We start from the raw sequence: 25072 nt of genomic DNA on the forward strand, positions 1-25072 counted from the left end.
ATGGCCTCCGGAGGCACCGCGGCCGCCGCGCAGGCGTCCGGCGGGAGCGCGCAGAAGCCGGGCAAGAGCGTGACGGGGACGCGCCCGTGGATCGCGGGCGCGTTCCTCCTCCCGGCGCTGCTGCTGCTCGGCGCGCTGGTGGTCTACCCGATCGGATACTCCGTCTGGCGCAGCCTCTTCGACGCGCCGGGCAGCGGCTTCGTGGGGCTGGACAACTACGGGGAGCTCTTCGCCGACGAGCGGATCCGTACGGCGCTGAAGAACAACGTCATCTGGGTGGTGGTCGCGCCGACCGTGGCCACCGCGCTGGGCCTGATCTTCGCCGTGCTGACCGAGCGGGTCCGCTGGGGCACCGCGTTCAAGCTGATCGTCTTCATGCCCATGGCGATCTCCATGCTGGCCGCCGGCATCATCTTCCGGCTGGTCTACGAGCAGGACCCGGAGCGCGGGGTGGCCAACGCGGTGTGGGTGAGCGTGCACGACACCTTCGCCGAGCCGGCGCCGTACCCGGGGGCCAACCCGCGGCCCAACGCCGATCTCAAGGCCTCCGGCGGCGGGTCGTTCACCACGAAGACGACGGTCAGGACCGGCACCGCCGTGGGCCTGCCGCTGGTGGCCGTACAGCCGGACGACGTGAGGTCGGCACAGCGGGCGAAGCCGGCGACGCCGCGCCCCGGGCAGATCACCGGCACCGCCTGGCTGGACTTCACGCGCGGGGGCGGCGGCACTCCCGACAAGATCGACGAGCAGGAGAAGGCGCTGGCCGGCCTGACGGTCCAGGCGGTCAAGGACGGCAAGGTCGTCGCCACGGCGACCACCGCGGCGGACGGCACCTACGCGCTGCCCGCCCGCGCCGAGGGAGCACACCTGCGGCTGCCCGCCGCGAACTTCGCCGAGGCGTACAACGGCGTCGACTGGCTCGGCCCGACGCTGGTCACGCCCGCGATCATCGGCAGCTACGTATGGATGTGGGCCGGCTTCGCCATGGTGCTGATCGCCGCGGGCCTGGCCAGCGTGCCCCGGGAACTGCTGGAGGCGGCCCGGGTGGACGGCGCGAACGAGTGGCAGGTCTTCCGCCGGGTGACGGTGCCGCTGCTGGCGCCGGTCCTGGTGGTCGTCCTCGTCACCCTGATGATCAACGTGCTGAAGATCTTCGACCTCGTCTACATCATCGCGCCGGGCGCCAGCCAGGACGAGGCGAACGTACTCGCCCTCCAGCTGTACCAGTCGTCCTTCGGCACGGACGTGAACCAGGGCATCGGCTCCGCGATCGCGGTGTTCCTGCTGGTCCTCGTCTCACCGGTACTGATCGTCAATATCCGGCGCCTGCGGAAGGAGCGGCAGCGATGACGGCGGTGGCCGACGGGGCGGTACGCGCCCGGCAGTCCCTGGCCGCGCGGCTCGCGGCCCGTACCGGCGGCGGCGCGCTGCGGGTCTTCCTGATCCTGGTCGGACTGTTCTGGCTGATGCCGACGGTCGGCCTGCTGATCTCCTCGCTGCGCGATCCGGCGGACGTCGCGGAGAGCGGCTGGTGGGAGGTGTTCGCCAAGCCGGCCCAGCTGACCCTGACGGGGTACGGGAACCTGCTGGGCAACGCCAAGATCATGGACTCGCTGCTGACCACCGCACTGATCACGGTCCCGGCGACGGTACTGGTGGTGGTCATCGGCTCGCTGGCCGGCTACGCGTTCGCGTGGCTGGACTTCCCCGGGCGGGACGTCTGGTTCATGGTCGTGGTGGGCCTGCTGGTGGTCCCGGTACAGGTCGCGCTGATCCCGGTGGCCAAGCTCTTCGGCGCGGTCGGGCTCTTCGAGACCACGGCCGGCGTGGTGCTCTTCCACACCGCCTTCGGCCTGCCGTTCGCCGTCTTCCTGCTGCGGAACTTCTTCGCCGAGATCCCGCGCGAGCTGCTGGAGGCGGCCCGGCTGGACGGCGCGGGCGAGCTGCGGCTGTTCACCCGGGTGGTGCTGCCGCTGGGCGGCCCGGCCATCGCGTCGCTGGGCATCTTCCAGTTCCTGTGGGTGTGGAACGACCTGCTCATCGCGCTGATCTTCGCGGACAGCGGCAAGCCGCCGATCACCGTGGCGCTCCAGCAGGAGGTACGCCAGTTCGGCAACAACATCGACGTCCTCGCGCCCGGCGCCTTCATCTCGATGATCATTCCGCTGGCGGTCTTCTTCGCCTTCCAGCGGCAGTTCGTGTCCGGCGTGATGGCGGGCGCGGTGAAGTAGTCCACCGCACGGGCCGCACTCACTCGTACGAGTGCGTCTCCTCAGCCACCCGGGCGCAACCGGCCGCCGCGCCGCATGCCGGCGCGGCGGAGCCGGGAACGATCGCTGACCGACAGCGCAGCAGGTCGCCGATCTATGGATGTGCCCTCTCTTGCCACGGTTCAGCGTCATCGTCCCCGCCTACCAGGTCCAGGCCTACCTGCCGGAGTGCCTGGAGTCCGTCCTCGGCCAGGACTGGACGGACTTAGAGCTGATCGCGGTGGACGACGGTTCGCCGGACGGCTGCGGCGACCTCATCCGGGACGCGGCCCGCCGCGACGACCGGGTACGGCCGGTGCACCTGCCCGTCAACACCGGCCTCGGCCCGGCCCGGAACGCCGGGATCGCCCGCGCCCGCGGCGACTACCTGCTCTTCCTGGACGGCGACGACACCCTCACCCCGGGCGCGCTGAGCGCGATCGCCGCCCGGCTCGCCGCGACCGGCGCCCCGGACGTCCTCGTCTACGACTACGCCCGCACCTCCTGGTCCGGCACCGCCACCCGCAACCAGTACGCGCACCTCCTCGCGCAGCGCGGCCCGGAGGTCTTCCCCCTCACCGACCGGCCCGCACTGCTGCGGCTGCTGATGGTGGTGTGGAACAAGGCCTACCGCCGCGACTTCGTCCAGCGGCAGCAGCTCACCTTTCCGCCCGGCTACTACGAGGACCTGCCCTGGACGTTCCCGGCACTGGCCACCGCGGAGACGCTCGCCGTGCTGGACCGGGTCTGCGTGCACTACCGGCAGCGCCGCCGGGGCAGCATCCTGCGCACCACGGGCCGCGGCCACTTCGACATCTTCGACCAGTACGACCGGGTCTTCGCGTTCCTGGACTCCCGCGCCGACCTGGCCCGCTGGCGGCCGCTCATGGTCCGCCGGATGACCGACCACCTCACGGCCGTCTACACGGCGCCGGGGCGGCTGCCGCGGGACAGCCGGGCCGAGTTCTTCCGGCGGGCCGCCGCGCACTGCCGCCGGTACCGCTGTCCCGCGCCGGCCGCGGAGCCCGGCGGCCCCCCGCCACGGCTCGGCATCCGGGTCCGGCACGCCCTGGTACGGCTGGGCTGGCACCGCCCCTTCCGGCTGCTGGCGGGGGCGCAGCGGCTGCGCCGGACGGTGGGCCGGGCGGCCCGCGGACTGCTGCGGCAGGGCACGCGGGCCGCGCTCGGCCTCCACTACGGGCTCCAGCGGCGACTGCCGGTCAGGCCCGATCACGCGGTGTTCGCCGCGCACTGGCACCGCGAGTACGCCGGCGACCCCGCCGCCATCGAGGCCAAGCTGCGCGAGCTGCGGCCGCAGATGCGTACGGCGTGGGTGGCGGCTCCCGGGTACGAGGAGACCGTGCCGCCGGGGGTCCGGTGGCTGCGGCCCGGCTCCGCCGCCTACTGGACCGCGCTGGCCCGTTCGAAATACCTGGTCAACAACGTGAACTTCGACCCACGGCTGGTCAAGCGGCCCGGCCAGGTCCTGCTGCAGACCCACCGCGGCACGCCGCTCAAGCACATGGGCCTGGACCTCCAGGAGCGGCCCGCCGCGGCCCGGGACACCGACTTCGCGCGGCTGCTGCGCGCCGTGGACAACTGGGACTACAGCCTCTCCGCCAACCGCCACGCCACGCTCACCTGGGAACGCGTCTACCCCGCCGCATACACCACCCTGGAGTACGGCCGGCCGCGCAACGACCGCTTCCAGCACGCGACCGCCCAGGACGTGCTGCGCATCCGTGCCGAGCTGGGCATCCCGCCGTCCGCCACCGCGATCCTGTACGCGCCGACCCACCGCGACCACCGGCGGTCCCGGCGGCCCGCGCTGGACCCGCGGCGACTGGTGCGGGAGCTCGGCCCCGGCTTCGTGGTGCTGGTGCGACCGCACTTCGCCTCGCTGGAGGGCCCGCCGTACGCGGCCGACGCCCCGCAGGAGCCACCCGGCGACGGGGTGATCGACGTGCGCGACCACCCGAGCGTGGAGGACCTCTGCCTGGCGTCGGACGCCCTGGTGACCGACTACTCCTCGCTCATGTTCGACTACGTCAACCTCGACCGGCCCCTCGTGCTGCTCACCGACGACTGGGAGACCTACCGGGCGACCCGCGGCACCTATTTCGACCTGCTCCGGCACCCACCGGGGCCGGTGGCGCGCAGCGAGGACGAGCTCATCGAAATCTTCGCGAGTCCCGCATGGCGCGGTCCCCGTTCGGCCGCTCTGCGGGCCACCTTCCGTTCACTTTTCTGCCCCTACGATGACGGCCACGCCGCGGAACGCGTGGTACGCCGTGTGTTCCTCGGGGACGAGGGAGCGCCCCCTCGAGCCGTGCCCCTCGACGAGCGACGGCCCGCGCCCCCTCCCGAGCGGGCCCGCCGCCTCGCGGTACCGCAGCCGGCACCCGGCCCCACAACCACACACGCGCCGCATGTCGCCCTCGAAACCCCCGACCGTCTGGAGACGGACCGCACATGACTGCCCTCACCGCAGACCAGAGTGCCGAACAACTCCCGCGACCCACCCGGCTGGCCGACGTCAAGGGGTGGTTCTTCACCGCTGATCAGCTCATGTTCGACTGGTTCCTCGCCCGTCAGGAACGGGTCGGGGAACCGGGCGATCTGCTGGAGCTCGGCGTGTACATGGGGAAGAGCGCGATCTTCATGGGTGACCGGCTGCGGGCCGGGGACCGCTTCACGGTCTGCGACCTGTTCGACTCCCCCGCCGAGGACGCCTCGAACTCCAAGGAGATGGCGAAGTCCTACGCCACGCTGACCCGCCGTGCCTTCGAGGCCAACTACCTCGCCTTCCACGACGAGCTGCCGCACATCGTGCAGGGCCTGTCCTCGGTGATCCGCGCGCACGTGACGGACGACAGCTGCCGCTTCGCGCACATCGACGCCTCGCACCTGTACGAGCACGTACACGGCGACATCCTGGCCGTACGGGACCTGCTGCGCCCGCACGGCGTGGTCGTGCTGGACGACTACCGCGCCGAGCACTGTCCGGGCGTGGCCGCGGCCACCTGGGAGGCGGTGATCACCGGCGGGCTGAAGCCGCTGTGCATCACCGGCACCAAGTTCTACGGCACCTGGGGTGACCCGGAGCCGGTGCGCGGCGAGCTGCTGGCGTGGCTCGCCGGGCGCGATGATCTGTGGCACGAGGTGCAGCAGGTGGCCGGGCAGCCGCTGATTCGCCTTTCGGCGAAGGGGGCCGATGAGCCGGCGCATCCAGTGTCGCGATACCGGGTGCGGCGTGATGCGCCGCAGCTTTCGCGCGGTGCGGGGCGGCAGCGCCGGAGCGCTCTTCGGCGGGTTGCGGTGAATGTGCTGCCGCCGGTCGTCACCAAGGTGATCGTTGCTGCGCGTCAGCGGGGGCGGTAGCTGCCCCGCGCGGGCAGTTCACCGACCGCGGCGCCGTTGTGGCCGGTCGCGCAGTTCCCCGCGCCCCTTACGGGGCGCCCTCACGTCCGTGCGTCGGCCGCCTCGTCCGCGCCGGGGTCCGCCTCGCGTGGGGGCGGGGCGACGGTGCGGTCCGCGGCCGGCACGACGGGGAGCAGCTCGTCCTCGCCGAGGAAGACGCGGCGGACGACGCGTTCGGCGGCGAAGCCGTCGTCGTACGGGCAGAAGCGGTCCCGGAACGCGGCCCGGAGCTCCGCCGAGCGGTCGTCCGCCCAGCGGCCGGAGTGGAAGACGTCGGCGATCTCCTGTGCGTCGCCCGCGACGTGGCCCGGGGTGTCGCCGGGCGCGCCGGAGAGCAGGTCGAAGTAGACGCCGCGGGCGTGCCGGTAGGCCTCCCAGTCCGCGGCGTGCACGACGATCGGCCGGTCGAGGTTGGCGTAGTCGAACATCAGCGAGGAGAAGTCGCAGAGCAGTGCGTCGGAGGCCAGGGCCAGTTCCTCGACCGAGGGGTGCCGGGAGACGTCCAGGATGCGGCCGGCCTCCTCCAGTGCGGCGAGTCGGGAGTCGGCGCCGTAGAAGTAGTGCGTGCGGACGAGCAGTTGGTGGCCTTCGCCGAGCGCGTCGACGAGCCGTTCCAGGTCCAGCGGCGGATGGAAGCCGCGTTCGTAGTCGCGGTGGGTGGGTGCGTAGAGGATCGCGGTGGCGCCCGGCGCGATGCCGAGCTCGGCCCGGATCCGGCGGACGTCCTCGGCGGTGGCGGTGAAGTAGGCGTCGTTGCGGGGGTAGCCGGTGGGCAGCGTCTCGTAGTCGCTGGGGTAGACGCGCTGCCACACCTCGGTGGAGTGCGGGTTGCTTGAGAGGCAGTAGTCCCACTGGTCGGCGTGGTCGAGCATGCGGAGGAAGCTGACGCCCTGGGCGGCGGCCGGGTGGCGGCGCAGGTCCATGCCCATCTTCTTCAGCGGGGTGCCGTGGTGGGTCTGGACGTAGACCTGTTCGGGGCGCTTGTGGACGGTGGCGGGGAAGTTGGCGTTGTTGACGAGGTACTTGGCGCGGGCCATCACCTCCCAGTACCGGCGGGAGTTGACCGTCACGGCCGGCACGCCCGGCGGCACGTCGTCGCGGTGCTTGCGGTCCACCAGCCACACGCCCCGCAGGTGCGGCGCCAGCTCGCGTGCCTTGGCGTGGATCGCGGCCGGGTTGCAGAGCACGCCGCGGTTCCAGTACGCGGCGTAGACCACCAGGTTCTCGTCGACGGGGCGGCGCAGCTGGAGGGCGTAGTAGCGGCGGTAGACGCTGCGTGCCGTGCGGTTGCGGCGGGCTCGCAGGGTTTTGACGGTGTGGTGCCGCAGCGTTCCGGCGCGCTGCCGGGAGCGGTAGACGGCGTAGGAGTTCAGGTGGGGTGGCAGTTCGGCGTCGGCCGGGCGGTGGCGGCGCAGGACGCGGCCCAGCTCGCGGAAGAAGTCGGGCCGGTCGCCGGGGCGTACCCGGCCGTCGTCGTCCATGATGCGCAGCAGCCGGTCCGCGGCGTGCGCGAACAGGACGTCGCGTGCGGTCTCGACGCCGCCGCCGAGCCCCGTCCCGGACACCACGCGGAACAGTGCGTCGTACCGGTCGAGGACCGCGAAGTGGTGACGCCCTGGGACGGTGGAGGCGCTGCCCTTGCGGCGCTTGCGCCAGGTCACGCAGACCCGGTCCAGGCAGGCGATCCGGGCGGCCGCCAGCAGCGTCTGGAAGACGACGGGCACCTCGTCGTAGGGGCCGTCGGCGAACGCGAAGCCGTGCGTCTCCCACAGGTCGCGACGGACCGCGCGGTTCCAGGCGGCGGGCTGCACGGTCAGGCATGCGGGCACGTCCTCGGCGGTGAAGACGGTGTCGGCGTGCGCTTCGAGGAACTCCCGGTCGTCGCTGGCGTGCCGCTGTTCCCAGACGTTGAGCCGGTCGTGGTCGAAGAGCAGGACGTCGGGGTCGCCGGCGGCCCGGAGCCGGGCGTCGGCCGCGGCCAGCGCGCCGGGGGTGAGGAAGTCGTCGCCGTCGAGGAAGAGGAGGTACTCGCCGGTGGCGCGGCGGGCGCCGGCGTTGCGGGCGGGGCCGACGCCGCCGGGGCGCGTCAGGTGTACCGGGACGACCCGCGGGTCGGTGGCCGCGTAGGCGTCGATGATCGCCCCGTCGCCGCCGTCCGAACAGTCGTCGACGGCGATCAGCTCGACCTCTTGGGGGGACTGCGTGAGCACGGAGTCCAGGCAGTGGCGCAGGAATCCCTGCACGCCGCGGGCGGGGACGATGACGCTGAAGCGGGGCATGGCCATCCAGGGGTCGGTACGCACGGTGCAGCAGCAGCGTAGTCAGGTGATTACGCTCCGCTCGGTTCGTGTGGCGGGGCCGGTCACTCCAACAGCGCAGGAAATGTGACGGGTGGGACCGCAGGGGGGTTGGACTGGTGTCCCGTGCGTCCCCTGCCAAAGGTGTGGTCTCCTCCATGGATCCCCGGCTGACCGTCGTCGTCCCGATCTACAACGTCGAGGAGTACCTCCCCGAGTGTCTGCGGTCCGTGGCGGCCCAGACGCTGCGGGAGCTGGACGTGGTGCTGGTCGACGACGGCTCCACCGACTCCGGGCCGGAACTGGCCCGGGAGTTCGCGGCGCGCGACCCGCGCTTCCGGTTGGTGCGGCAGGCGAACGGGGGGCTGGGGCACGCCCGCAACACCGGTGCCCGGCACGCCGATCCGCGCACCGCGTACCTCACCTTCATGGACAGCGACGACGTGCTGCCGCCGCGTGCCTATGAGGGGCTGGTGTCGCTGCTGGAGGAGTCCGGCTCGGACTTCGCGACCGGCAACGTGTGGCGGCTGACCGCCGAGGGCCGCAGCCAGGCGTGGCAGCACAAGACCATGACCCGTACGGTCCGGGGCACCCACATCAGCAGGGACCTGTCGCTGCTGGCCGACCGGGTGGCGTGGAACAAGGTCTTCCGGCGCACCTTCTGGGACCGGCACGGGCTGGCCTTCCCCGAGGGCGTGCTGTACGAGGACACCCCGCTCACCATCCCCGCGCACTTCCTCGCCGAGGCCGTCGACGTCCTCCACGAGCACGTCTACTACTGGCGCATCCGCGAGGGCTCGATCACCCGCCGCCGCACCGACGTGAAGGGCGTACGGGACCGGATCGCGGCCGTGGACGGGGTCAGCCGGTTCCTCGCCGATCCGGAGCGCACCCGCTGGTCCCGGTACAAGCGCGACTACGACCGCTCCGTCCTCGTGGACGACCTGCAGTACTTCATCGACGCGCTGCCCATGGCGGGTGAGGAGTACCACCGGGTCTTCATGGCCGGCGCCCGGGACTTCCTCAGCCGCATCGACGCCACGCTGTACGCCGAACTCCCCGTGGAGCAGCGCATGAAGTGGGCGCTGATCCGGGAGGGCCGGCTCGATGATCTGCTGCGGCTGCTGGAGTACCAGCAGCGCAACGCCGCCGGGTTCCACGTGGCCGGCCCGCCGCTGCGCAAGCGCGCGGTGCTCGCGGTGGGCGGTGGCCGGCCGATCCCGCTGCCGCCCGCCGTCACCCGGCTCGGCGCCCGGGACCTGCCGGTGCGGGCGCGGTTGCGGGAGGCGGTGTGGCGGGACGGCAAGCTGGTGCTGCGCGGCTATGCGTACATCCGCAACATCGCGGCTCCCGGGCGGCTGAGCTGCCTGAAGGCGGCGGTGCTGATGTCGGGCAAGCGCCGGGTCGTGCTGCCGGTGCGGTCCGTGCCCGCGCCGGACGCCACCCACCGCTCCCGCCAGGAGCAGCACTGTTACGACTGGTCCGGGTTCGAGATCACGGTGGACCCCAAGCGGCTGGCCAAGGGCGGCGCCTTCACGCCGGGGCAGTGGAAGGCGGGCATCGTGGTGGCCGGGGCCGGGGTGGTGCGGCCGGCCGCGCTGCGTGCCCTGGACACCGGCTCCGGCGCCGCCCCGCTGCCGCACGAAGTGGCCGACGGGATGCGGCTGGTGCCCTGGTACAAGGACGGGCGGCTGCACCTGTCCGTGGAGCGGACCGTACGGCGGCTGACGGGGCGGCGCGCCGCGGGCGACGGCGCGGCCGAGCTGACGGTGCGGGACGACTCGGCGAATGCGCCGGTCGCGCTGCGGCTGACCCGCCGCGGACCGGGTGAGCCGGTCGAGCGGCCGCTGACCGGGGACGAGGTGACGCCCGAGGGCACCGGCCACCGTCTCACCCTCCGGATCGACCCGGCCGCGCTGACCGTGCCCGCCACGGCCGCCGGCGAGCTGCCCGAAGGGCTCGGCGAGGAGACCGGCGCCACCTGGGACCCCGTCCTGGTCTACGGGGACGGCAGGACGGCCCGGATCGCCGCCGACCCCACCGAGCCGGCCGGGCGGCAGGTCGACGGCAGCGGCCGGGAGCTGGTGGTCACCGCCACCGCGGCCGGCAACCTCGTGCTGCACACCCGGGCCCCCGAGCCGTTCGCCGACCGGCTGGCGTGGCGGCCGGACGGGACGCTGGAGGTGGCCGGGGTGCTGCCGGGTGCCGCGGCCGGCAGCGCGCGGATCGGCGTCGTACTGCGGCACAGCCGGTTCGCCACCGAGGCGGTCTTCGCGGCCGACCGGGACGGCGAGCGGTTCACCGCCGCGCTGCGGCCCGCCGCCGTGCCGTCCTGCGGCGGCGAGCTGCCGCTCCGCGAGGGCCGCTGGTACCTCTTCCTGCGTCCGACGGAGCCCGGCGCCGGCCGGCCGGAGGACGGCCCGCCCGACGCCGGTGACCTGCCCGTACGGCTGTGCCCCACGCTCTTCGCCGCGCTGCCGGCGGCCTGCCCCTCGGCGCCCAAGCCGCTCATCGTGGACCGCCGCTTCCACGACCGGGTGTTCCTGGAGGCGGGCCCGGCCGTGCCGGACGCGGACCGCGGCCCGTACCGGCAGCGGCTGCTCCACGAGGAGCACTACCCGCGGCGCCGCTCCCGGCCGCTGCGCGACACCGTCCTCTTCAGCAGCTTCGACGGGCGCTGCGGCGGCGACTCGCCGCGTGCGGTGCACGAGGAGCTGGCGCGCCGCGAACCGGCCGTCGAGCACCTGTGGGTGGTCCGCGACGCCCACGGGAAGGCCCCGGCCGGTACCCGCCCGGTGCTGCTGGGCAGCGCGGAGTGGCACGAGGCGCTGGCCCGGAGCCGGCGCGTCGTCACCAACACCCACCTGCCGGAGTGGTTCGTCCGGCGCGCCGGGCAGCAGGTCCTGCAGACCTGGCACGGCACGCCGGTCAAGCGCATCGGCACCGATCTGGCGGGCACGCTCTGCGCCGACCTGGTGCACCTGTGGCCGCAGCCGCGCCGCGGCCACCAGTGGAGCGTGCTGCTCTCCCCCAACGCGCACAGCACGGCCCTGCTGGGGCGGGCGCTGGGCTACGAAGGGGAGATCCGGGAGACCGGGCTGCCGCGTACCGACGTGCTGGTCCCCGGCGGCTCCGGCGACCGCGCCGAGCCGGCCCGCCGGGTGCGCGAGCGCCTCGGCATCCCCGCGGACAAGAAGGTGGTGCTGTACGCGCCGACGCAGCGCGACGACAAGGCGTACGACGCGGACCACTACCAGCTGCACCTGCCGCTGGACCTGGCGCACGCCGCGGCCGCGCTCGGCGACGATCACGTCCTGCTGCTGCGCAGCCATCCGCTGGTGGCCGACCGGGTGCCGGGCCGGGCCGACGGCTTCGTCCGGGACGTCAGCGACTTCCCCGACGCGATGGAGCTGCTGTGCGCCGCCGACGTGCTGGTGACGGACTACTCCTCGCTGGCGGTGGACTTCGCCAACACCGGGCGCCCGGTGCTGTTCCTGACGCCGGACCTGGCGCATTTCCGGGACACCGTGCGCGGCTTCACCTTCGACTTCGAGGCCCAGGCGCCGGGACCGCTGCTGTCGGACACCGCGGAGCTGGTGGCGGCGCTGCGTGACCTGGACGGGGTGGCACGGCGCCATGCGGACGCGTACGCGCGGTTCCGTACGGCGTACTGCGCGCGGGACGACGGCGGCGCGGCGGCCCGCGCGGCGGACCTGCTGCTGGGGTGAGGGGGGCCGGGAGCGGGTGCCGGCCTCAGCGCCGGCGTACGAAGAGCGCGACGTTGCCGCTGTCCCCGTCGAGCCAGGCGCGCTGGACGCACACCTCGTGCAGCAGGCGCCAGTTCGCCCGCAGCCATGCGCTGTGCCGGAACCACCGGGTGCGGTCCACCCCGTCCGCGACCACCAGCCAGACCCGGTCCGCGCGCAGCAGTCGGGCACGGATCTCGCGCAGCGGGGCGTTCCGGCCGTAGAGGGTGCCCGAGCGGTCGGGCCCCGCCCGCAGGGTGAGGTCGGTGAGGCCCCGGAAGGACTCCGGGTGGGCGAACAGCACGCTGCGTTCGTAGCGGGGCAGGAAGAAGACGCCGTCGCCGGGGCGGGCCTCGCGGCGGACGAGGGCGGCCACCGCGGCCAGGTTGTCGGCCCGGCTCTCGGGGCGGCGCTCGCGCTGCTGCGCGGGCAGCTGCCCGAGGAACGCCGCGGCCACGCAGGCCGCACCGGCCGCCGCGACCCAGCGGGGCGGGAAGCGCCTGCCGCGCCGCACGGTGACCCGGTCGACCAGGCTCTCGGCCCCCGCCGCCGCGGCCAGGGCCAGGCCGGGTACCGCGAAGAAGAGGTAGCGGTGGGTGAGGACCGGGAGCTGCTGGGCGGCCGCGAAGAGGAGGAGCGGCGGCACCACGGCCCACGGGACGGCCACGGCTGCCGCGCCGAGAGGGCCGCCGCGTCGTGGCAGGGGCCGCACCGCCGCCAGGGCGGTCAGCGCGAGCAGCACCGTGATGAGGACCGGGGACGGGCCGGCGAGGGCGCTCAGCGCGTGTCCCGCCGCGCGGGCGCCGGGCGCGGCCAGCCAGTCGATCTGCGCGCGCTGGCTCCGGGAGACCAGCACGACCGGCGAGAGCGCGGCGGCCACCGCGCAGCAGGCCGCCGCCCACCGCCACCACACGGCCCGCGGTACGCGCGAGATCAGCAGGGTCACCGCGTGCGCGGCCAGGATCAGTGCGGCGAACTCGTGCAGGACCGCGGTGGTCGCCGTGACGGCCGCGTACCCCGCCCAGTCCCGGGCTCGGCCGCTGCGTACCGCCGTGGTCAGCAGCAGCGTGGCCAGCGCGGCGCCGGCCGCGACGAGCGCGTAGGAGCGGCCCTCCTGGGCGTAGTGGCTCACCGACGGCAGCGCCGCGAGGAGCAGTCCGGCCCACAGGCCCACGCGGGGTGCGGCGAGCCGGCTGCCGAGCAGCGCCACGAGCCCGGCGGCCGCGGCGGCGCCGAGCACGGACGGCAGCCGCAGCACGGGCCCGTCGCGGAGCGGCAGGCCGAAGAGGCCGTGCACGAGGGCGCCGTAACCGTGCATCAGGGCGTAGTACAGGCCGTGCACCGCGTCGGAGGTGCCGAGCAGGTCCCACAGCTGCGGCAGCGTGCGCCCTGCGACCTGCGCGGTGACCGCCTCGTCCCGCCACAGCGTGGAGCGGTCCAGGCCCCACAGCCCGAGCACGAGCGTCACCGCGCACGGGACGAGCACGGCGACGGCCGTGCCGCTGCGTCGCCGCTGCGGGCCGGCGTGCGCGGGCCCCGGGACGTGGCCCGGCGCCCGGGCCGGCGGCCGTTCCTCCTCGGGGTCCGCGACGCTCGGCCCGCTCATTCGGGTCCGCTCATTCGGGTCCGCTCATTCCGGCTCGGGCAGCTCGTACGGGCTCGGCAGCGGGAAGTAGGCCTCCAGGAACGGCCGGAGCAGCGCGAGCTGGTCGGCCAGGTCGGTCTCCTCCGACTGGGTGTCGTTGAGGCAGAAGACGTCCCGGTCGCGGCGGGCGAGCAGCCGGTCCAGCCGGTCGGCGGCGTTCGGCCGGGAGAGGTCGAGGTAGGAGTAGGCGATGTCGGCGGGCAGCGCCCGGCCGGTGTGGAAGGCGTAGTAGTGGTGCAGCGAGGACGGGATGGAGATGTCGTCGATGCTGCGGAAGCGGTGCGAGGCGGTCGCCCGGTGCTGGGCGCCGAACTCCCGCTCCATCTCGGCGAGGACGCTGCGCCGCAGGGCGTGCGGTACGTGCTTCATCTTCTGCACCGGGGTGGTGCCGAAGCGGGCCTCGATGAGCGCGCGGTTGTTCTTGCCGGCGACGGACACCGGCACGTCGTCGTCGCCGGGCGGGCCGAGCGGCACCAGCGCGGGCGAGGGGAAGTACTTGGTCAGCCCGTTGGCCAGGAAGTAGTCGTGCGGGGAGGCCTCCCGGCCGAGGAAGACGTCGTCGTTGAAGTAGAGGAAGTGCTCCGAGAGGCCGTCTATGTGGTGCAGCTGGCTCTCGATGGCGTGCGAGTTGAACGTCGGCAGGTTCCCCGTGTCGGTGAATATCGCGCGGTGGCTGACGACCTTCACGCGCGGGTGCGCGGTGTTCAGCCAGGCCGGCACCTGGTCGTCGGTGACGAGGTAGACGTCCCGCACCCAGGGCGCGTACATGTCCAGTGAGCGCAGCGAATAGCGCAGCTCGTCGCGGTTGGCGTAGCGCGCGGCGTTGGCCGCCTCGTCGTGGTACGCCTGCCCGGTGAACGCGGCGCGGCGCTCCAGCCACGCCGGGTCGGCGCCGTCCACCCAGGTGTAGACGACGTCGACGGGGAAGGTGATGTCGCCGGGCAGCGGCACGGTGAAGTCGCGGTAGGTGGCGACCTGCTCGGACCGGCGGTCGCCGGAGCCGTTCGGGCAGGTGAAGAGCGCGGCGGGGACCCGGACCCGGGGCCCTTGGGCCGGTACCCACTCGGTGACGGCGTTCCGCCGCGGGGCGACCAGCCGGTCCTCCTCGCGCGGCCAGAACTCCACGTCGCAGCCGTAGTCCTCGTCCAGGACGAGCGAGCGCCCGGGGTCCGTACGGAACCAGGTGACCCGGAACAGCCCGGCCCGGCCCGCCCGCTGCCAGCCCCCGGAGTCGTAGCCGGGCACGGTGTGCCGCACCTCGCGCCCCGGCGTCAGCAGGGAGACGTAGCCGGGCAGCTCGCGGCAGCGGGCGGCCAGCGCGGCGAGCGCGCGCGAGCCGTCCTCCGTGGCCACCGCGACCACGCCCCGGCCGCGTTCCTTGCCGCGTACGCAGAAGTGGTCGACGCCGGCCCGTTCCAGGGTCTCGGTGACGGTGACGAGGTTGTCGCGGCGGGCCCGGGCGGGCGAGAGGTCGTGCTGCACGAGAGCGATGCGCGGGTGCCCGGCGACCATGGTGACGGCCCGGCCGGGGCCCGCGGCGAGGGCGCGGTGGGCGAGCGCCACGCCCCGGGTGCGCAGTCCTTCCAGGTGGCGGGCCGTAGCCAACCAGCTGACCTGCTGTTTGATGCGGCGGCGCAGCTCCGGTGTGGAGCGGGTGGCGATGGCCCGCCGCAGGTGCTCCGGTACGGCCTTGCGGTAGACCGACACCAGGGTCGACGCCTCCGGGTTGACGCGCCGCACCGTCCCGCCGGCGCGGCCGGCACCCGGATGCCGTACGGGCCTGCGGCGTGGTTCGGCCGTCCGCTGTCCCATCTGTGCACTCACTCCGGTCTCCCCCTTTGTGTCACTCCCTGCGCTCCGGTCATTTACCCCTATGGGCGTTTGATGCAACTATGACGCCGTACGTCCCGGTACACATCCGCTGTGCGTCCGGTCCCTGTGGGCGCCCGCCCCTCATAGGGAACGTTCCTCAAGGGATGACTCGTCAGCGGACGAGAAGGATGCCCCGCCATGTGACCGAAGGGCGCCGACCGCGCCCCATCGAAGGGAGCGCCGGCCGCCATGCACCAGGTCCTGCTGTCCCGGGCGGTGAGAGCCGCGCGCCGGGCCCGCCGAGCGGCGGCCGGCGCCCGCCGCCGCGTCGAGCGCGTCGACACCGTGCCGGTGCTCGCCGCCCGGCTGCGCCCACGCCCGGCCCTGCGTCCCGTCCACCTCTCCGTCCTGGGCGGCCGCACCCTGAACGTCGCGGTCCGCTACCCCCGCCGCGCCCACGGAATCGGCACCGCACTGCTCCATCTGGACCACCACGGCCACCGCCGGACCGCGCCGCTGACCCCCGAACCGCAGCCTGACGGCACCCTGCTGCTCACCGCGACGGCCCCGCTCCGCTTCGCCCCCCACGAAGAGCCTACGGAGCCCGGCGTCCTCGCCCTCGGCCCCGGCGTCTGGCGGCTCTCCCTCGCCGTGACCGACACGACCGGCCGGGAGACCCTGGCCGACCTGCGGGCGGCGCCGCCGCGCACCGCGGCCGGGCCGACGCTCCCGCACTCCCCCGACCCCGGCAGCGGCGCCCTCTTCCGCCCCGTCCGCTCGGCCGACAACCGTGCCCTGCTGAAGGTCGCCCGCCCCGTCCCGCAGGCCGAACTGGTCGCGCTCGGCCTGCGCTGGGACCGCGTCACAGTGCAGGTCCGACTGGTCGGGCCGCTGCCCCGGCACGCCGGCTGGACCGCCGAGGTGGTCCGGCAGGGCTCGGGCTCCACCGTGCTGCCCATGGAGCTGGAGCAGCGGGCAGGGCACCTCACCGCCGACCTCCCGCTCGCCGCGATGGCCGCCGACGGCCACGTCCAGCACACCTGGGAGGTCCGGCTGCGGTCCGGGCGCACCCGGCTCAAGGTCGGCCGCCGGCTGACCGACGTACGCCACCCGAAGCAGGTCTTCCGGACGCCCTACCGCTCCATAGCGCTGGCGGACGGCCGGCTGCTGCGGGTGCACGCCCAGCTCTCCGCGGCCGGGAACCTCACCGTCAGCTGCGCCGCGTACGCGGTGCCCGCCCGCGCCCACCAGCCCTCGGAGGACCGGCCATGAAGATCACGTTCCTGCTCACCCTCGGCGACGAGATGGGCGGCACGGAAATGGCCGCGTACACCCAGGCGGCCCACCTCGCGCCGCGCCACGACGTCGAGGTGCTGAGCGTCTTCCGCACTCGCGACGAGCCGTTCTTCCCCACCGGCCGGGACATCCGCCGCCGCTACCTGGTCGACCGGACCGGGCCGTACGAGCGACCGGTGCGCCGCAGCGGCCTGGACGAGGCCGCCTGCCGCACCCTGACCTCGCTGCCCAGCGAGCTGATCGAGCCCGCCTGGGAGCACACCTTCAACCGCCTCTCCGACGTGGAGCTGAGCGCCGCGCTCGCCGCCCTGGACACCGACGTCCTGGTCACCACCACGCCCGCGCTGATGGCGGCCGCCGCCGAGCTGGTGCAGGGCCGGGTGGTCACCGTGCACCAGGAGCACCGCGCCTCCCAGCTGCGCGGCGTCAGCGGCGAGCCGCTGCTGCGGTACGCACCCCGGATCGACGCGCTGGTGTCGCTGACCGAGCGGACCGCCGAGTGGTTCCGCGAGTCCCTCGGCCCGGCGGCGCCCGAGCTCCCCGTGATCCCGAACGCGGTGCCCGACGGCTACCGCCCCCGCTCCGACCTCGCGGGCCGCACGATCGTGGTGGCCGCCCGGATGACCCCGGAGAAGCAGCTGGACCACGCCGTACGGGCCTTCGCGCAGGTCGCGGAGGACCATCCGGACTGGCGGCTGCGGATCTTCGGCGACGGGCCGCAGGAGGTCCGACTGCGCCATCTGGTCGAGGGGCTGGCGCTGCACGACCGGGTCGAACTCCTCGGCCGGACGCGGGACATGACGGAGGAGTGGGCGAAGGCGAGCCTGTGCCTGCTGCCGTCCCGCAACGAGGCCTTCCCGCTGGTGCTGCTGGAGGTGTTCGCGGCCGGGGTACCGGTCGTCGCGTACGACATCGTCACCGGGCCCGCCGAGATCGTCCGGCACGGGGTGGACGGCCTCCTCGTGCCGCCCGGCGACGTGGACGCGCTGGCCGCCGCGCTCGGCGAACTGATGGCGGATCAGGAGCGCCTGCAGGCGTACGGAAACGCCGCGCGCGCCGGCGTGTACGAGCGGTTCTCCGGCGAACTGGTCACCGGCGAGTGGGAGCGGCTCTTCGAGAAGCTGGTGGACCGCCGGGACGCGCCGGACCGGCTCGCGGCCCGCGCCGACCGCACCGCGCTCCGCATCGCGGCGGGCGGCGGCCGGGCGTTCAGCGTCGCGGCCCCGCACGGCGGCCCGCTCGCGCCCTCCACCGACGCGCAGAAGGCCCGCGAGGTACTGCTCAAGGCCCAGGACCGATCCGGCCGGCTGGTCCGCTCGGCCGGGCGGCTCGCCGAGCTGCGCGACGACCTCACCGCGCCGCAGGTCGCCGACCGCAACCTGGAACTGGCCACCGACGCGCTGCGGACCCACGGCATCAACTACGTCCTGCTGCGCGACGAGGCGGTCGCGCACCGCGTCGCGGTCGCGGTCGAGGACCGGGAACGGGCGCTGGCCGCACTCGCCGAGGAGCTGCGCGGCGAGCCCGTCTACGGCGAACTGGTCTCGCCGCGCGGCCACGCGCCGGGCGCGCTGCTCGCCGAGCGGCTGGGCGAGGCCGGCGAGATCGCCGGAGTACGCGTCTTCGCGCCGGTGACCAGCGAGAGCCGCACGCTGCGGTACGGCCCGGCGTTCGGCTGCACGGTGGAGTTCTGGGCGCTCGACGAGGACGGCTGGCGCGCGGCGCCGCGCGGCACCACCCTCCTCGGGCCGCGCCTGCCGGACCTGCGGCCCACCGCCACCTGGCGGGTCGCCGACCGGGACCACCCCACGCTCGCCCCCTTCGCCGACACCCTCGTGTGGGACATCGACTTCCCCGTGGACGTCGTCTACACCTGGGTGGACGACGCCGACCCGGCCTGGCGGGAGCGGCGGGACGCGGCCCGGCGCGCGGCCGGCCTGCCCACCGACCACGTGGACAGCGGCGACGCCCGCTTCCGCAGCCGCGACGAGCTGCGGCACTCGCTGCGCTCGCTGGCGATGTACGCGCCCTGGGTCCGCACCGTCCACCTCGTCACCGACGACCAGGTGCCCGACTGGCTGGACACCGCGCACCCCGGCCTGAAGGTGGTCGACCACCGCGAGCTGTTCGCCGACGCCTCCTGCCTGCCGACCTTCAACTCGCACGCCATCGAGAGCCAGCTGCACCGCATCGAGGGCCTGTCCGAGCAGTTCCTGTACTTCAACGACGACGTGTTCCTCGGCCGTCCGCTCGCCGCCTCCGCGTTCTTCCACAGCAACGGCACCGCGCGCTTCTTCCGCTCGCCCACGGCCGTGCCGCCCGGCGAGGTCACCGAGGACGACGAGGGCTACTTCGCCGCCGCCAAGAACAACCGGGCCCTGCTGAAGCGGGAGTTCGGCCGCGTCGCCACGCACAGCTTCCTGCACGCGCCGCACCCGCTGCGGCGCAGCGTCCTCGCGGAGCTCGCCGACCGCTTCCCGAAGGAGGTGGCGGCGACCGCCGGGAGCCGCTTCCGGTCCCGTACGGATCTCTCCATCGCCTCGTCCCTGCACCACTACTACGGATATCTGACCGGCAAGTCGACGCCCGCGACCATTTCCTGCTCCTTCGTGAACGCCGGCCGCTACGACCACCACACTGTCCTCAGCCGCCTGCTGGCCAACCGCAGCCACTCCGTCTTCTGCATCGGGGACTCGGCCGACGCCGAGGTGCCGGCCGCGGAGCAGGACCGGGTGGTGCGCGCCTTCCTGGGCGCGTACTTCCCCGTACCGTCACCGTACGAGCGCGGCTGACCGGCACGGCCGACCCGAGGGAGAAGGAGCGAGCATGACCTGGCTGATCACTGGTGGTGCGGGATACATCGGGGCGCACGTGGTGCGCGCCATGACGGGCGCGGGCGAGCGCACGGTGGTGCTGGACGACCTGTCCACCGGGGTGGCCGAGCGGGTGCCCGAGGGCGTGCCGCTCGTCGTCGGGTCGACGCTGGACCGGGCACTGCTGGACCGCACGATCGCGGAGCACGAGGTGGCCGGGGTGGTGCACCTGGCGGCGAAGAAGCAGGTCGGCGAGTCGGTGGAGCTGCCGCTGCTGTACTACAGGGAGAACGTGCACGGGCTCCAGACGCTGCTGGAGGCGGTGGCGGCGGGCGGCGTCGGCCGTTTCGTCTTCTCCTCCTCGGCCGCGGTCTACGGCATGCCCTCCACCGACAACGGGCTGGTCACCGAGGACACCCCGTGCGTGCCGATGAGCCCGTACGGCGAGACCAAGCTCGCGGGCGAGTGGCTGACCCGGGCCGCGGGCCGGGCGCACGGCATCTCCACGGCCTGCCTGCGCTACTTCAACGTGGCGGGCGCGGCGGCCCCGGAGCTGGCCGACACCGGCGTCTTCAACATCGTCCCGATGGTCTTCGAAAAGCTCACCGAGGGGGCCGCGCCGCGCATCTTCGGCGACGACTACGCCACCCCCGACGGCACCTGCGTCCGCGACTACATCCACGTCGAGGACCTGGCCGACGCGCACCTGGCGGCGGCGCGCAAGCTCGCCGAGCGCGGCCCGGTCCGCGACCTGACGGTCAACATCGGGCGCGGCGAGGGCGTGTCCGTACGCGAGATGGTCGATCTGATCGCGGAGGTCACCGGCTACCGGGACCGCCCGGCCGAGGTCACGGCGCGGCGCCCCGGTGACCCGGCGCGGGTGGTCGCCGCCGCCGACCGGATCGCCGCTGAGCTGGGCTGGAAGGCCCGGCACGACGTGCGCGACATGGTCGCCTCGGCGTGGGCGGGCTGGCTGCTGCGCCACCCGGAGGCGAAGCGCGACTGAACCTTGGTCGTATTTTTAACGAACAAGCACACAACCAACTCCTCGTCCCCTCCGTCTCACAGGTAGCGAAAAGGAACCGCATAACGGGCGATTCCGCTTTCTGTGCCCGGTCCCATACGAGGAGTAGTTTCCGCAATGCCCGCACCAGGTGGCTCCGCCGCATCGCCTCGCTTCAGCATCGTCGTGCCGGTCTTCAAGGTGCAGGGCTACCTCCGCGCCTGCCTGGATTCGGTGCTGGCCCAGACGTACGGCGACTTCGAGGTCGTCGCGGTCGACGACCGCTCGCCCGACGGCTCGGGGGCGATCCTGGACGAGTACGCGGCCCGTGACCCGCGCGTCGTCCCGCTGCACCTGCCCGAGAACAAGGGCATCGGCAACGCCCGGAACGAGGGCGTGGCGCAGGCCCGCGGCGACTACCTCCTCTTCCTCGACAGCGACGACACGCTGCTGCCGGACGCGCTGGAGTCCATAGCCGGCCGGCTGAAGGAGACCGAGGACCCGGACATCCTGGTCTACGACTACGCGCGCACCTTCTGGTGGGGCGAGGCCAAGCGCAACCGCGACGCCGAGGTGCTGTCCGCGCCCGGCCCCGAGGTCGGCTCCATCGACGACCGGCCCGACCTGCTGCGCCTGTTCACCGTCGTGTGGAACAAGGCCTACCGGCGCGACTTCTACCTCGCCGGCGGCTTCAGCTTCCCCGACGGCTTCTACGAGGACGCGGTCGTCGTCTACGAGTCGCTGTTCAGCGCCGACCGCATCGCGCTGCTGGACCAGGTCTGCGTGCACTACCGCCAGCGCCGCCAGGGCAACGCGCTGCGCACCCCCAGCCGGGCGCACTTCGCCGCCTTCGCCCAGTACGAGCGGCTGTTCGCGTTCGTCGAGGAGCGGCCGGCGCTGCACCGCTGGCGCGCCTTCCTCTTCGAGCACATGATCGACCACTACCTCTTCATCCTGGCCCGCCCGGACCGGGTGCCCACCGCCGCCCGCCCGGAGTTCTTCCGGCTGGCGGCCCAGCACTACCGCCGCTACCGGCCCGCCGACTTCGTCCGTCCCAAGGGCGTGATGGGCGTCCAGTACGACGCGCTCGCCCGCGGCTCCTACACCGCGTACGCCGCGCTGAAGCTGGCCGCCAGGGGCCGCAAGAAGGCCGCGGGCCGCCTGAAGAAGGCCAAGCACTCCCTCGGCAAGCAGGCGTACGCGCGCTTCTACCAGCTCCAGCTGCACCGCCCGCTGGACCCGCACCTCGCCGTCTACGCCGCGTACTGGAACCGCACGCCCGCCTGCAACCCGCTCGCGATCTACGAGAAGGCCAAGGAGCTGGCGCCGCACATCCACGGCGTATGGGTGGTCAAGCAGGACATGGTGGAGAGCCTCCCCGCGGGCATCGACCACGTGGTGGTCAACTCCCCGCGCTACTGGGAGGTGATGGCCCGCGCCACGTACCTCGTCAACAACGTCAACTTCGCCGACGCGGTCGTGAAGCGCCCCGGGCAGATCCACCTCCAGACCCACCACGGCACCCCGCTCAAGCGGATGGGCATCGACCAGCAGCAGTACCCGGCCGCCGCCAAGGGCATGTCGATGCGCAAGCTGCTGCAGCGCGCCGACCGCTGGGACTTCAGCGTCTCCTCGAACCAGCACACCACCGAGCAGTGGGAGCGGGTCTACCCCTGCTCCTTCCAGTCGCTGGACACCGGCTACCCGCGCAACGACGTGTACTACCGGGCGACCGCCCAGGACGTCCTGGACATCCGCGCGCGCCTCGGCATCGCCCCGGGCCGCACCGCCGTCCTGTACGCGCCGACCGTCCGCGACTACCAGAACGGGTACGTGCCGCGGATGGACCTGGAGCGCGTCACCCGCGAACTGGGCCCGGACGTGGTGCTGCTGGTGCGCACCCACTACTTCTACGGCGAGAACGACCGGCTGGCCGAGCTCCAGGAGCAGGGCGCGCTGATCGACGTCTCGCGCCACCCGTCGGTCGAGGAGCTGTGCCTGGCCGCCGACGCGCTGATCACGGACTACTCGTCGATCATGTTCGACTACGCCAACCTCGACCGGCCGATCATCACCTACGCGGACGACTGGGACGTGTACGTGAAGTCCCGCGGCGTCACCTTCGACCTGCTCTCCGGCGAGCCGGGCGACACGCCGGGCATCGTGGCCACCAACGAAGGCGAGCTGATCGCCGCCTTCCAGGACGGCAGCTGGGACGGCGAGGAGGCCGCGGCCCGCCGCGCCGCGTTCCGCGCCCGCTTCTGCCAGTGGGACGACGGACACGCGGCCGAGCGCGTGGTCCGCCGGGTCTTCCTGGACCAGGAGGCGACGCCGGCCGTCCTGCCGCTCGACGAGCGCACGGTCGCGCCGACCCCGCGCGAGGCGGCGGCGACCGGCGCGGGCCTGGCCACGCTGCCGGTGCAGACCGGCACGGTCGTCACCGACAACCCGGGCGCCGAGGCCACCCCGTCCGACATGGGCCTGGCTGGTTGACGGGCAGTCCCGCGCCCCGCAAGGGGCGCGGGGAACTGCGCGCTCAGCCACGGCCGGCCCGCAGTCGAAAACCGCGCCCCTGCCGAAACGGCGCTACGCGCCACGCGCACCGAGCGCCGTCGCCACCGCCGCCGCCAGCTCGTCCAGGTACCCCTTGGGCAGGTCCCCCCGAAGGACCACCACCCGCCAGTACAGCGGCCCGGTGATCAGATCAAGGGCGAGACGTACATCGCAGCCCTCCGGCAGCTCGCCGCGCTCCACGGCCCGCCCCACCATCGCCCGCGTCATCGACTCCTGGGAGTCATGCAGCGCCGTCCGCAGCGCCTCGGCGATCTCCGGACTGCGCGCCGCCTCCGCCAGCAGGTCCGGGATGATCTGCGCCGCCATCGGATGGCGCAGCGCCCGCGACGCCACCTCCAGCAGCATCCGTACGTCACCGCGCAGCGTGCCGGTGTCGGGCACCGGCATGCCCTCGGCGGCCAGCGCGGTGACCACGTCCAGGACCAGGTGCAGCTTGGAGCGCCAGCGGCGGTACACGGCCGTCTTGCCGACCCCGGCGCGGCGCGCGATGCCCTCGATCGACATCCGGCCGAACCCGACGGCCGCCAGCTCCGCGAAGACCGCTGCCCTGATGGCGGCGGTCTTCTCCTCGCGCAGCACGGCGGCGCCGGCCGGGGCGCGGCGCGCCGTTTTCGACAACGCTGCTTCATTGGACATGCAAGGAAGCATAGCGACGCGACGCAACGGTTGCGTTTCGACGTACTGGCCCCCTACTCTCAGGTTGCGACGATACGGAGCCGTCTCGTCGTGAGTTCCTCAGCCTCGCGGTGCCACCAGCCTTCGTTGCGCCCGCGTCCACGCACGAAAGCGGACTGATGTCTCAGACCCTCACGCGTCCGGTCCCCGCCGCCCCGGCGGACCCCGACCCACGCGCCCTCGCCGAGCGGTACGGCCTCTCCGTCAGCGGCCGCCGCCCCTCGCTCCCCTCGTACGTCCGTCAGCTCTGGGCACGGCGCCACTTCATCTCGGCGTTCTCCAGCGCCAAGCTGACCGCCCAGTACAGCCAGGCCAAGCTCGGCCAGCTGTGGCAGGTCGTGACGCCGCTGCTGAACGCGCTGGTCTACTACCTGATCTTCGGCCTGCTGCTGGGGACGAACCGGCATGTGGACGACTACATCCCGTTCCTGGTCACCGGCGTCTTCATCTTCACCTTCACGCAGAGCTCGGTGCTGGCGGGGACCCGGGCCATCTCCGGCAACCTCGGCCTGGTCCGCGCGCTGCACTTCCCGCGCGCCTGCCTGCCGATCTCGTTCTGCCTGATGCAGCTCAAGCAGCTGCTGTTCTCCATGGGCGTGCTGGTCGTCATCGTGCTGGCGTTCGGGATCGCGCCGGGCTGGTCGTGGCTGCTGGCGATCCCGGCGCTGTGCCTGCAATTCGTCTTCAACACCGGACTGGCCATGATCATGGCGCGGCTGGGCAGCAAGACCCCGGACCTCGCGCAGCTGATGCCGTTCATCCTGCGCACCTGGATGTACGCCTCCGGCGTCATGTACAGCATCAGCGCGGTGACCGCGGGCAAGAACATCCCCGGCTTCGTCCACTTCCTGCTGGACGTGAACCCGGCCGCGGTCTACATCGACCTGATGCGCTTCTCGCTCATCGACTCCTTCCACTCCGACCAGCTGCCGCCGCACGTATGGCCGCTGGCGCTGGGCTGGGCGGTCGTGATGGGGGTCGTGGGTTTCGTGTACTTCTGGAAGGCGGAGGAGCGGTACGGCCGTGGCTGAGCAGCAGAGCACCGAACTGGAGCAGCCGACGGTCGAGGCCGCGGCGGCAGGTGAGGAGCGCGTTCCCACCGTCATCGCCGACGACCTGCACATCGTGTACCGGGTCTACGGCACCGGCGCGGGCCGGGGCAGTGCCACCGCGGCGCTGAACCGCATCATCCGGCGCAAGCCGTCGACCGGCGTCCGCGAGGTGCACGCGGTCAAGGGCGTGACCTTCACCGCCTACCGGGGCGAGTCCATCGGCCTGATCGGCACCAACGGCTCGGGCAAGTCCACCCTGCTCAAGGCGGTGGCGGGGCTGCTGCCGGCCGAGCGCGGGCACGTCTACACCCACGGCCAGCCCTCGCTGCTGGGGGTGAACGCGGCGCTGATGAACGACCTGACCGGCGAGCGCAACGTCATCCTGGGCGGGCTGGCCATGGGCATGTCGCGGGACCAGGTGCGCGAGCGCTATCAGCAGATCGTCGACTTCTCCGGGATCAACGAGAAGGGCGACTTCATCAGCCTGCCG

Annotated in this window: 15 protein-coding genes; 11 read left to right on the plus strand and 4 right to left on the minus strand. The window is 73.3% G+C overall.

The annotated features are described in order from the left end of the window. The 4 genes from IF20_RS22960 (at position 1) to IF20_RS22975 (ending at position 5630) form a co-directional block, all read left to right on the plus strand. Positions 1-1350, plus strand: coding sequence for a carbohydrate ABC transporter permease (locus IF20_RS22960; protein ID WP_052867128.1), 1350 nt, complete (start codon positions 1-3; stop codon positions 1348-1350). Continuing rightward, positions 1347-2231, plus strand: a complete 885-nt coding sequence (locus IF20_RS22965) for a carbohydrate ABC transporter permease (RefSeq protein ID WP_052867129.1) — start codon at positions 1347-1349, stop codon at positions 2229-2231. Before IF20_RS22960 ends, IF20_RS22965 begins: the two co-directional genes overlap by 4 nt. A 151-nt stretch (positions 2232-2382) precedes the next feature. Further along, positions 2383-4725 carry a bifunctional glycosyltransferase/CDP-glycerol:glycerophosphate glycerophosphotransferase gene (locus tag IF20_RS22970; RefSeq protein WP_052867130.1) on the plus strand — a complete coding sequence of 781 codons (2343 nt, stop codon included), beginning with the start codon at positions 2383-2385 and terminating at the stop codon, positions 4723-4725. Continuing rightward, positions 4722-5630: a class I SAM-dependent methyltransferase gene (locus tag IF20_RS22975; protein ID WP_052867131.1), complete on the plus strand. Its 909-nt coding sequence runs from the start codon at positions 4722-4724 to the stop codon at positions 5628-5630. Before IF20_RS22970 ends, IF20_RS22975 begins: the two co-directional genes overlap by 4 nt. Before the next feature lie 80 nt (positions 5631-5710). Here the strand turns inward: IF20_RS22975 and IF20_RS22980 are convergent, their stop codons facing one another. Then, positions 5711-7954 carry a bifunctional glycosyltransferase/CDP-glycerol:glycerophosphate glycerophosphotransferase gene (locus tag IF20_RS22980; RefSeq protein WP_324605591.1) on the minus strand — a complete coding sequence of 748 codons (2244 nt, stop codon included), beginning with the start codon at positions 7952-7954 and terminating at the stop codon, positions 5711-5713. 170 nt (positions 7955-8124) lie between these two features. Between IF20_RS22980 and IF20_RS22985 the strand changes: the two genes are divergently transcribed. Next, positions 8125-11694, plus strand: a complete 3570-nt coding sequence (locus IF20_RS22985; protein ID WP_052867132.1) for a bifunctional glycosyltransferase/CDP-glycerol:glycerophosphate glycerophosphotransferase — start codon at positions 8125-8127, stop codon at positions 11692-11694. Positions 11695-11719: 25 nt separating this feature from the next. On the opposite strand, the gene IF20_RS22990 is transcribed toward IF20_RS22985, so the two are convergent. Beyond that, positions 11720-13318, minus strand: coding sequence for a glycosyltransferase family 39 protein (locus IF20_RS22990; RefSeq protein ID WP_052867133.1), 1599 nt, complete (start codon positions 13316-13318; stop codon positions 11720-11722). Between the two features lie 24 nt (positions 13319-13342). Then, the gene (locus IF20_RS22995; RefSeq protein WP_110944437.1) at positions 13343-15169 is read right to left on the minus strand and encodes a stealth family protein; all 1827 of its coding nucleotides are present in this window, start codon (positions 15167-15169) and stop codon (positions 13343-13345) included. 249 nt (positions 15170-15418) lie between these two features. Between IF20_RS22995 and IF20_RS23000 the strand changes: the two genes are divergently transcribed. The 4 genes from IF20_RS23000 to IF20_RS23015 all read left to right on the plus strand — a co-directional run bounded on the left by IF20_RS23000 (position 15419) and on the right by IF20_RS23015 (position 22774). Continuing rightward, on the plus strand, positions 15419-16441 hold the full coding sequence (locus IF20_RS23000; protein ID WP_052867134.1) for a hypothetical protein: 1023 nt from the start codon (positions 15419-15421) through the stop codon (positions 16439-16441). Next, positions 16438-19257, plus strand: coding sequence for a stealth conserved region 3 domain-containing protein (locus IF20_RS23005; RefSeq protein WP_052867135.1), 2820 nt, complete (start codon positions 16438-16440; stop codon positions 19255-19257). Before IF20_RS23000 ends, IF20_RS23005 begins: the two co-directional genes overlap by 4 nt. A gap of 34 nt (positions 19258-19291) precedes the next feature. After that, positions 19292-20284 (plus strand): UDP-glucose 4-epimerase GalE, encoded by a 993-nt coding sequence (gene galE, locus IF20_RS23010; RefSeq protein WP_052867136.1) that lies wholly within the window; start codon positions 19292-19294, stop codon positions 20282-20284. 135 nt (positions 20285-20419) lie between these two features. Then, positions 20420-22774 carry a bifunctional glycosyltransferase/CDP-glycerol:glycerophosphate glycerophosphotransferase gene (locus IF20_RS23015; RefSeq protein WP_110944438.1) on the plus strand — a complete coding sequence of 785 codons (2355 nt, stop codon included), beginning with the start codon at positions 20420-20422 and terminating at the stop codon, positions 22772-22774. A gap of 93 nt (positions 22775-22867) precedes the next feature. Here IF20_RS23015 and IF20_RS23020 read toward each other — a convergent pair whose 3' ends face one another. Then, positions 22868-23503, minus strand: a complete 636-nt coding sequence (locus IF20_RS23020; protein ID WP_052867137.1) for a TetR/AcrR family transcriptional regulator — start codon at positions 23501-23503, stop codon at positions 22868-22870. Between the two features lie 146 nt (positions 23504-23649). Here IF20_RS23020 and IF20_RS23025 point away from each other — a divergent pair, with 146 nt between their 5' ends. Together IF20_RS23025 and IF20_RS23030 are read left to right on the plus strand one after the other, a co-directional pair. After that, positions 23650-24561 (plus strand): ABC transporter permease, encoded by a 912-nt coding sequence (locus IF20_RS23025; RefSeq protein WP_052867138.1) that lies wholly within the window; start codon positions 23650-23652, stop codon positions 24559-24561. A gap of 16 nt (positions 24562-24577) precedes the next feature. Continuing rightward, positions 24578-25072: ATP-binding cassette domain-containing protein (locus IF20_RS23030; protein WP_199896710.1), on the plus strand; the 495-nt coding region annotated here is incomplete at its 3' end.

The organism is Streptomyces niger (assembly GCF_000718305.1).
Taxonomy (GTDB): Bacteria; Actinomycetota; Actinomycetes; order Streptomycetales; family Streptomycetaceae; genus Streptomyces; species Streptomyces niger.

Bases quoted from the DNA above. Each gene is read 5' to 3' on its own strand.
- IF20_RS22960 (WP_052867128.1), top strand. From the start codon at position 1: ATGGCCTCCGGAGGCACCGCGGCCGCCGCGCAGGCGTCCGGCGGGAGC.
- IF20_RS22965 (WP_052867129.1), top strand. From the start codon at position 1,347: ATGACGGCGGTGGCCGACGGGGCGGTACGCGCCCGGCAGTCCCTGGCC.
- IF20_RS22975 (WP_052867131.1), top strand. From the start codon at position 4,722: ATGACTGCCCTCACCGCAGACCAGAGTGCCGAACAACTCCCGCGACCC.
- IF20_RS22980 (WP_324605591.1), bottom strand. From the start codon at position 7,954: ATGGCCATGCCCCGCTTCAGCGTCATCGTCCCCGCCCGCGGCGTGCAG.
- IF20_RS22985 (WP_052867132.1), top strand. From the start codon at position 8,125: ATGGATCCCCGGCTGACCGTCGTCGTCCCGATCTACAACGTCGAGGAG.
- IF20_RS22990 (WP_052867133.1), bottom strand. From the start codon at position 13,318: ATGAGCGGGCCGAGCGTCGCGGACCCCGAGGAGGAACGGCCGCCGGCC.
- IF20_RS22995 (WP_110944437.1), bottom strand. From the start codon at position 15,169: ATGGGACAGCGGACGGCCGAACCACGCCGCAGGCCCGTACGGCATCCG.
- IF20_RS23000 (WP_052867134.1), top strand. From the start codon at position 15,419: ATGCACCAGGTCCTGCTGTCCCGGGCGGTGAGAGCCGCGCGCCGGGCC.
- IF20_RS23005 (WP_052867135.1), top strand. From the start codon at position 16,438: ATGAAGATCACGTTCCTGCTCACCCTCGGCGACGAGATGGGCGGCACG.
- galE (WP_052867136.1), top strand. From the start codon at position 19,292: ATGACCTGGCTGATCACTGGTGGTGCGGGATACATCGGGGCGCACGTG.
- IF20_RS23015 (WP_110944438.1), top strand. From the start codon at position 20,420: ATGCCCGCACCAGGTGGCTCCGCCGCATCGCCTCGCTTCAGCATCGTC.
- IF20_RS23020 (WP_052867137.1), bottom strand. From the start codon at position 23,503: ATGCTTCCTTGCATGTCCAATGAAGCAGCGTTGTCGAAAACGGCGCGC.
- IF20_RS23025 (WP_052867138.1), top strand. From the start codon at position 23,650: ATGTCTCAGACCCTCACGCGTCCGGTCCCCGCCGCCCCGGCGGACCCC.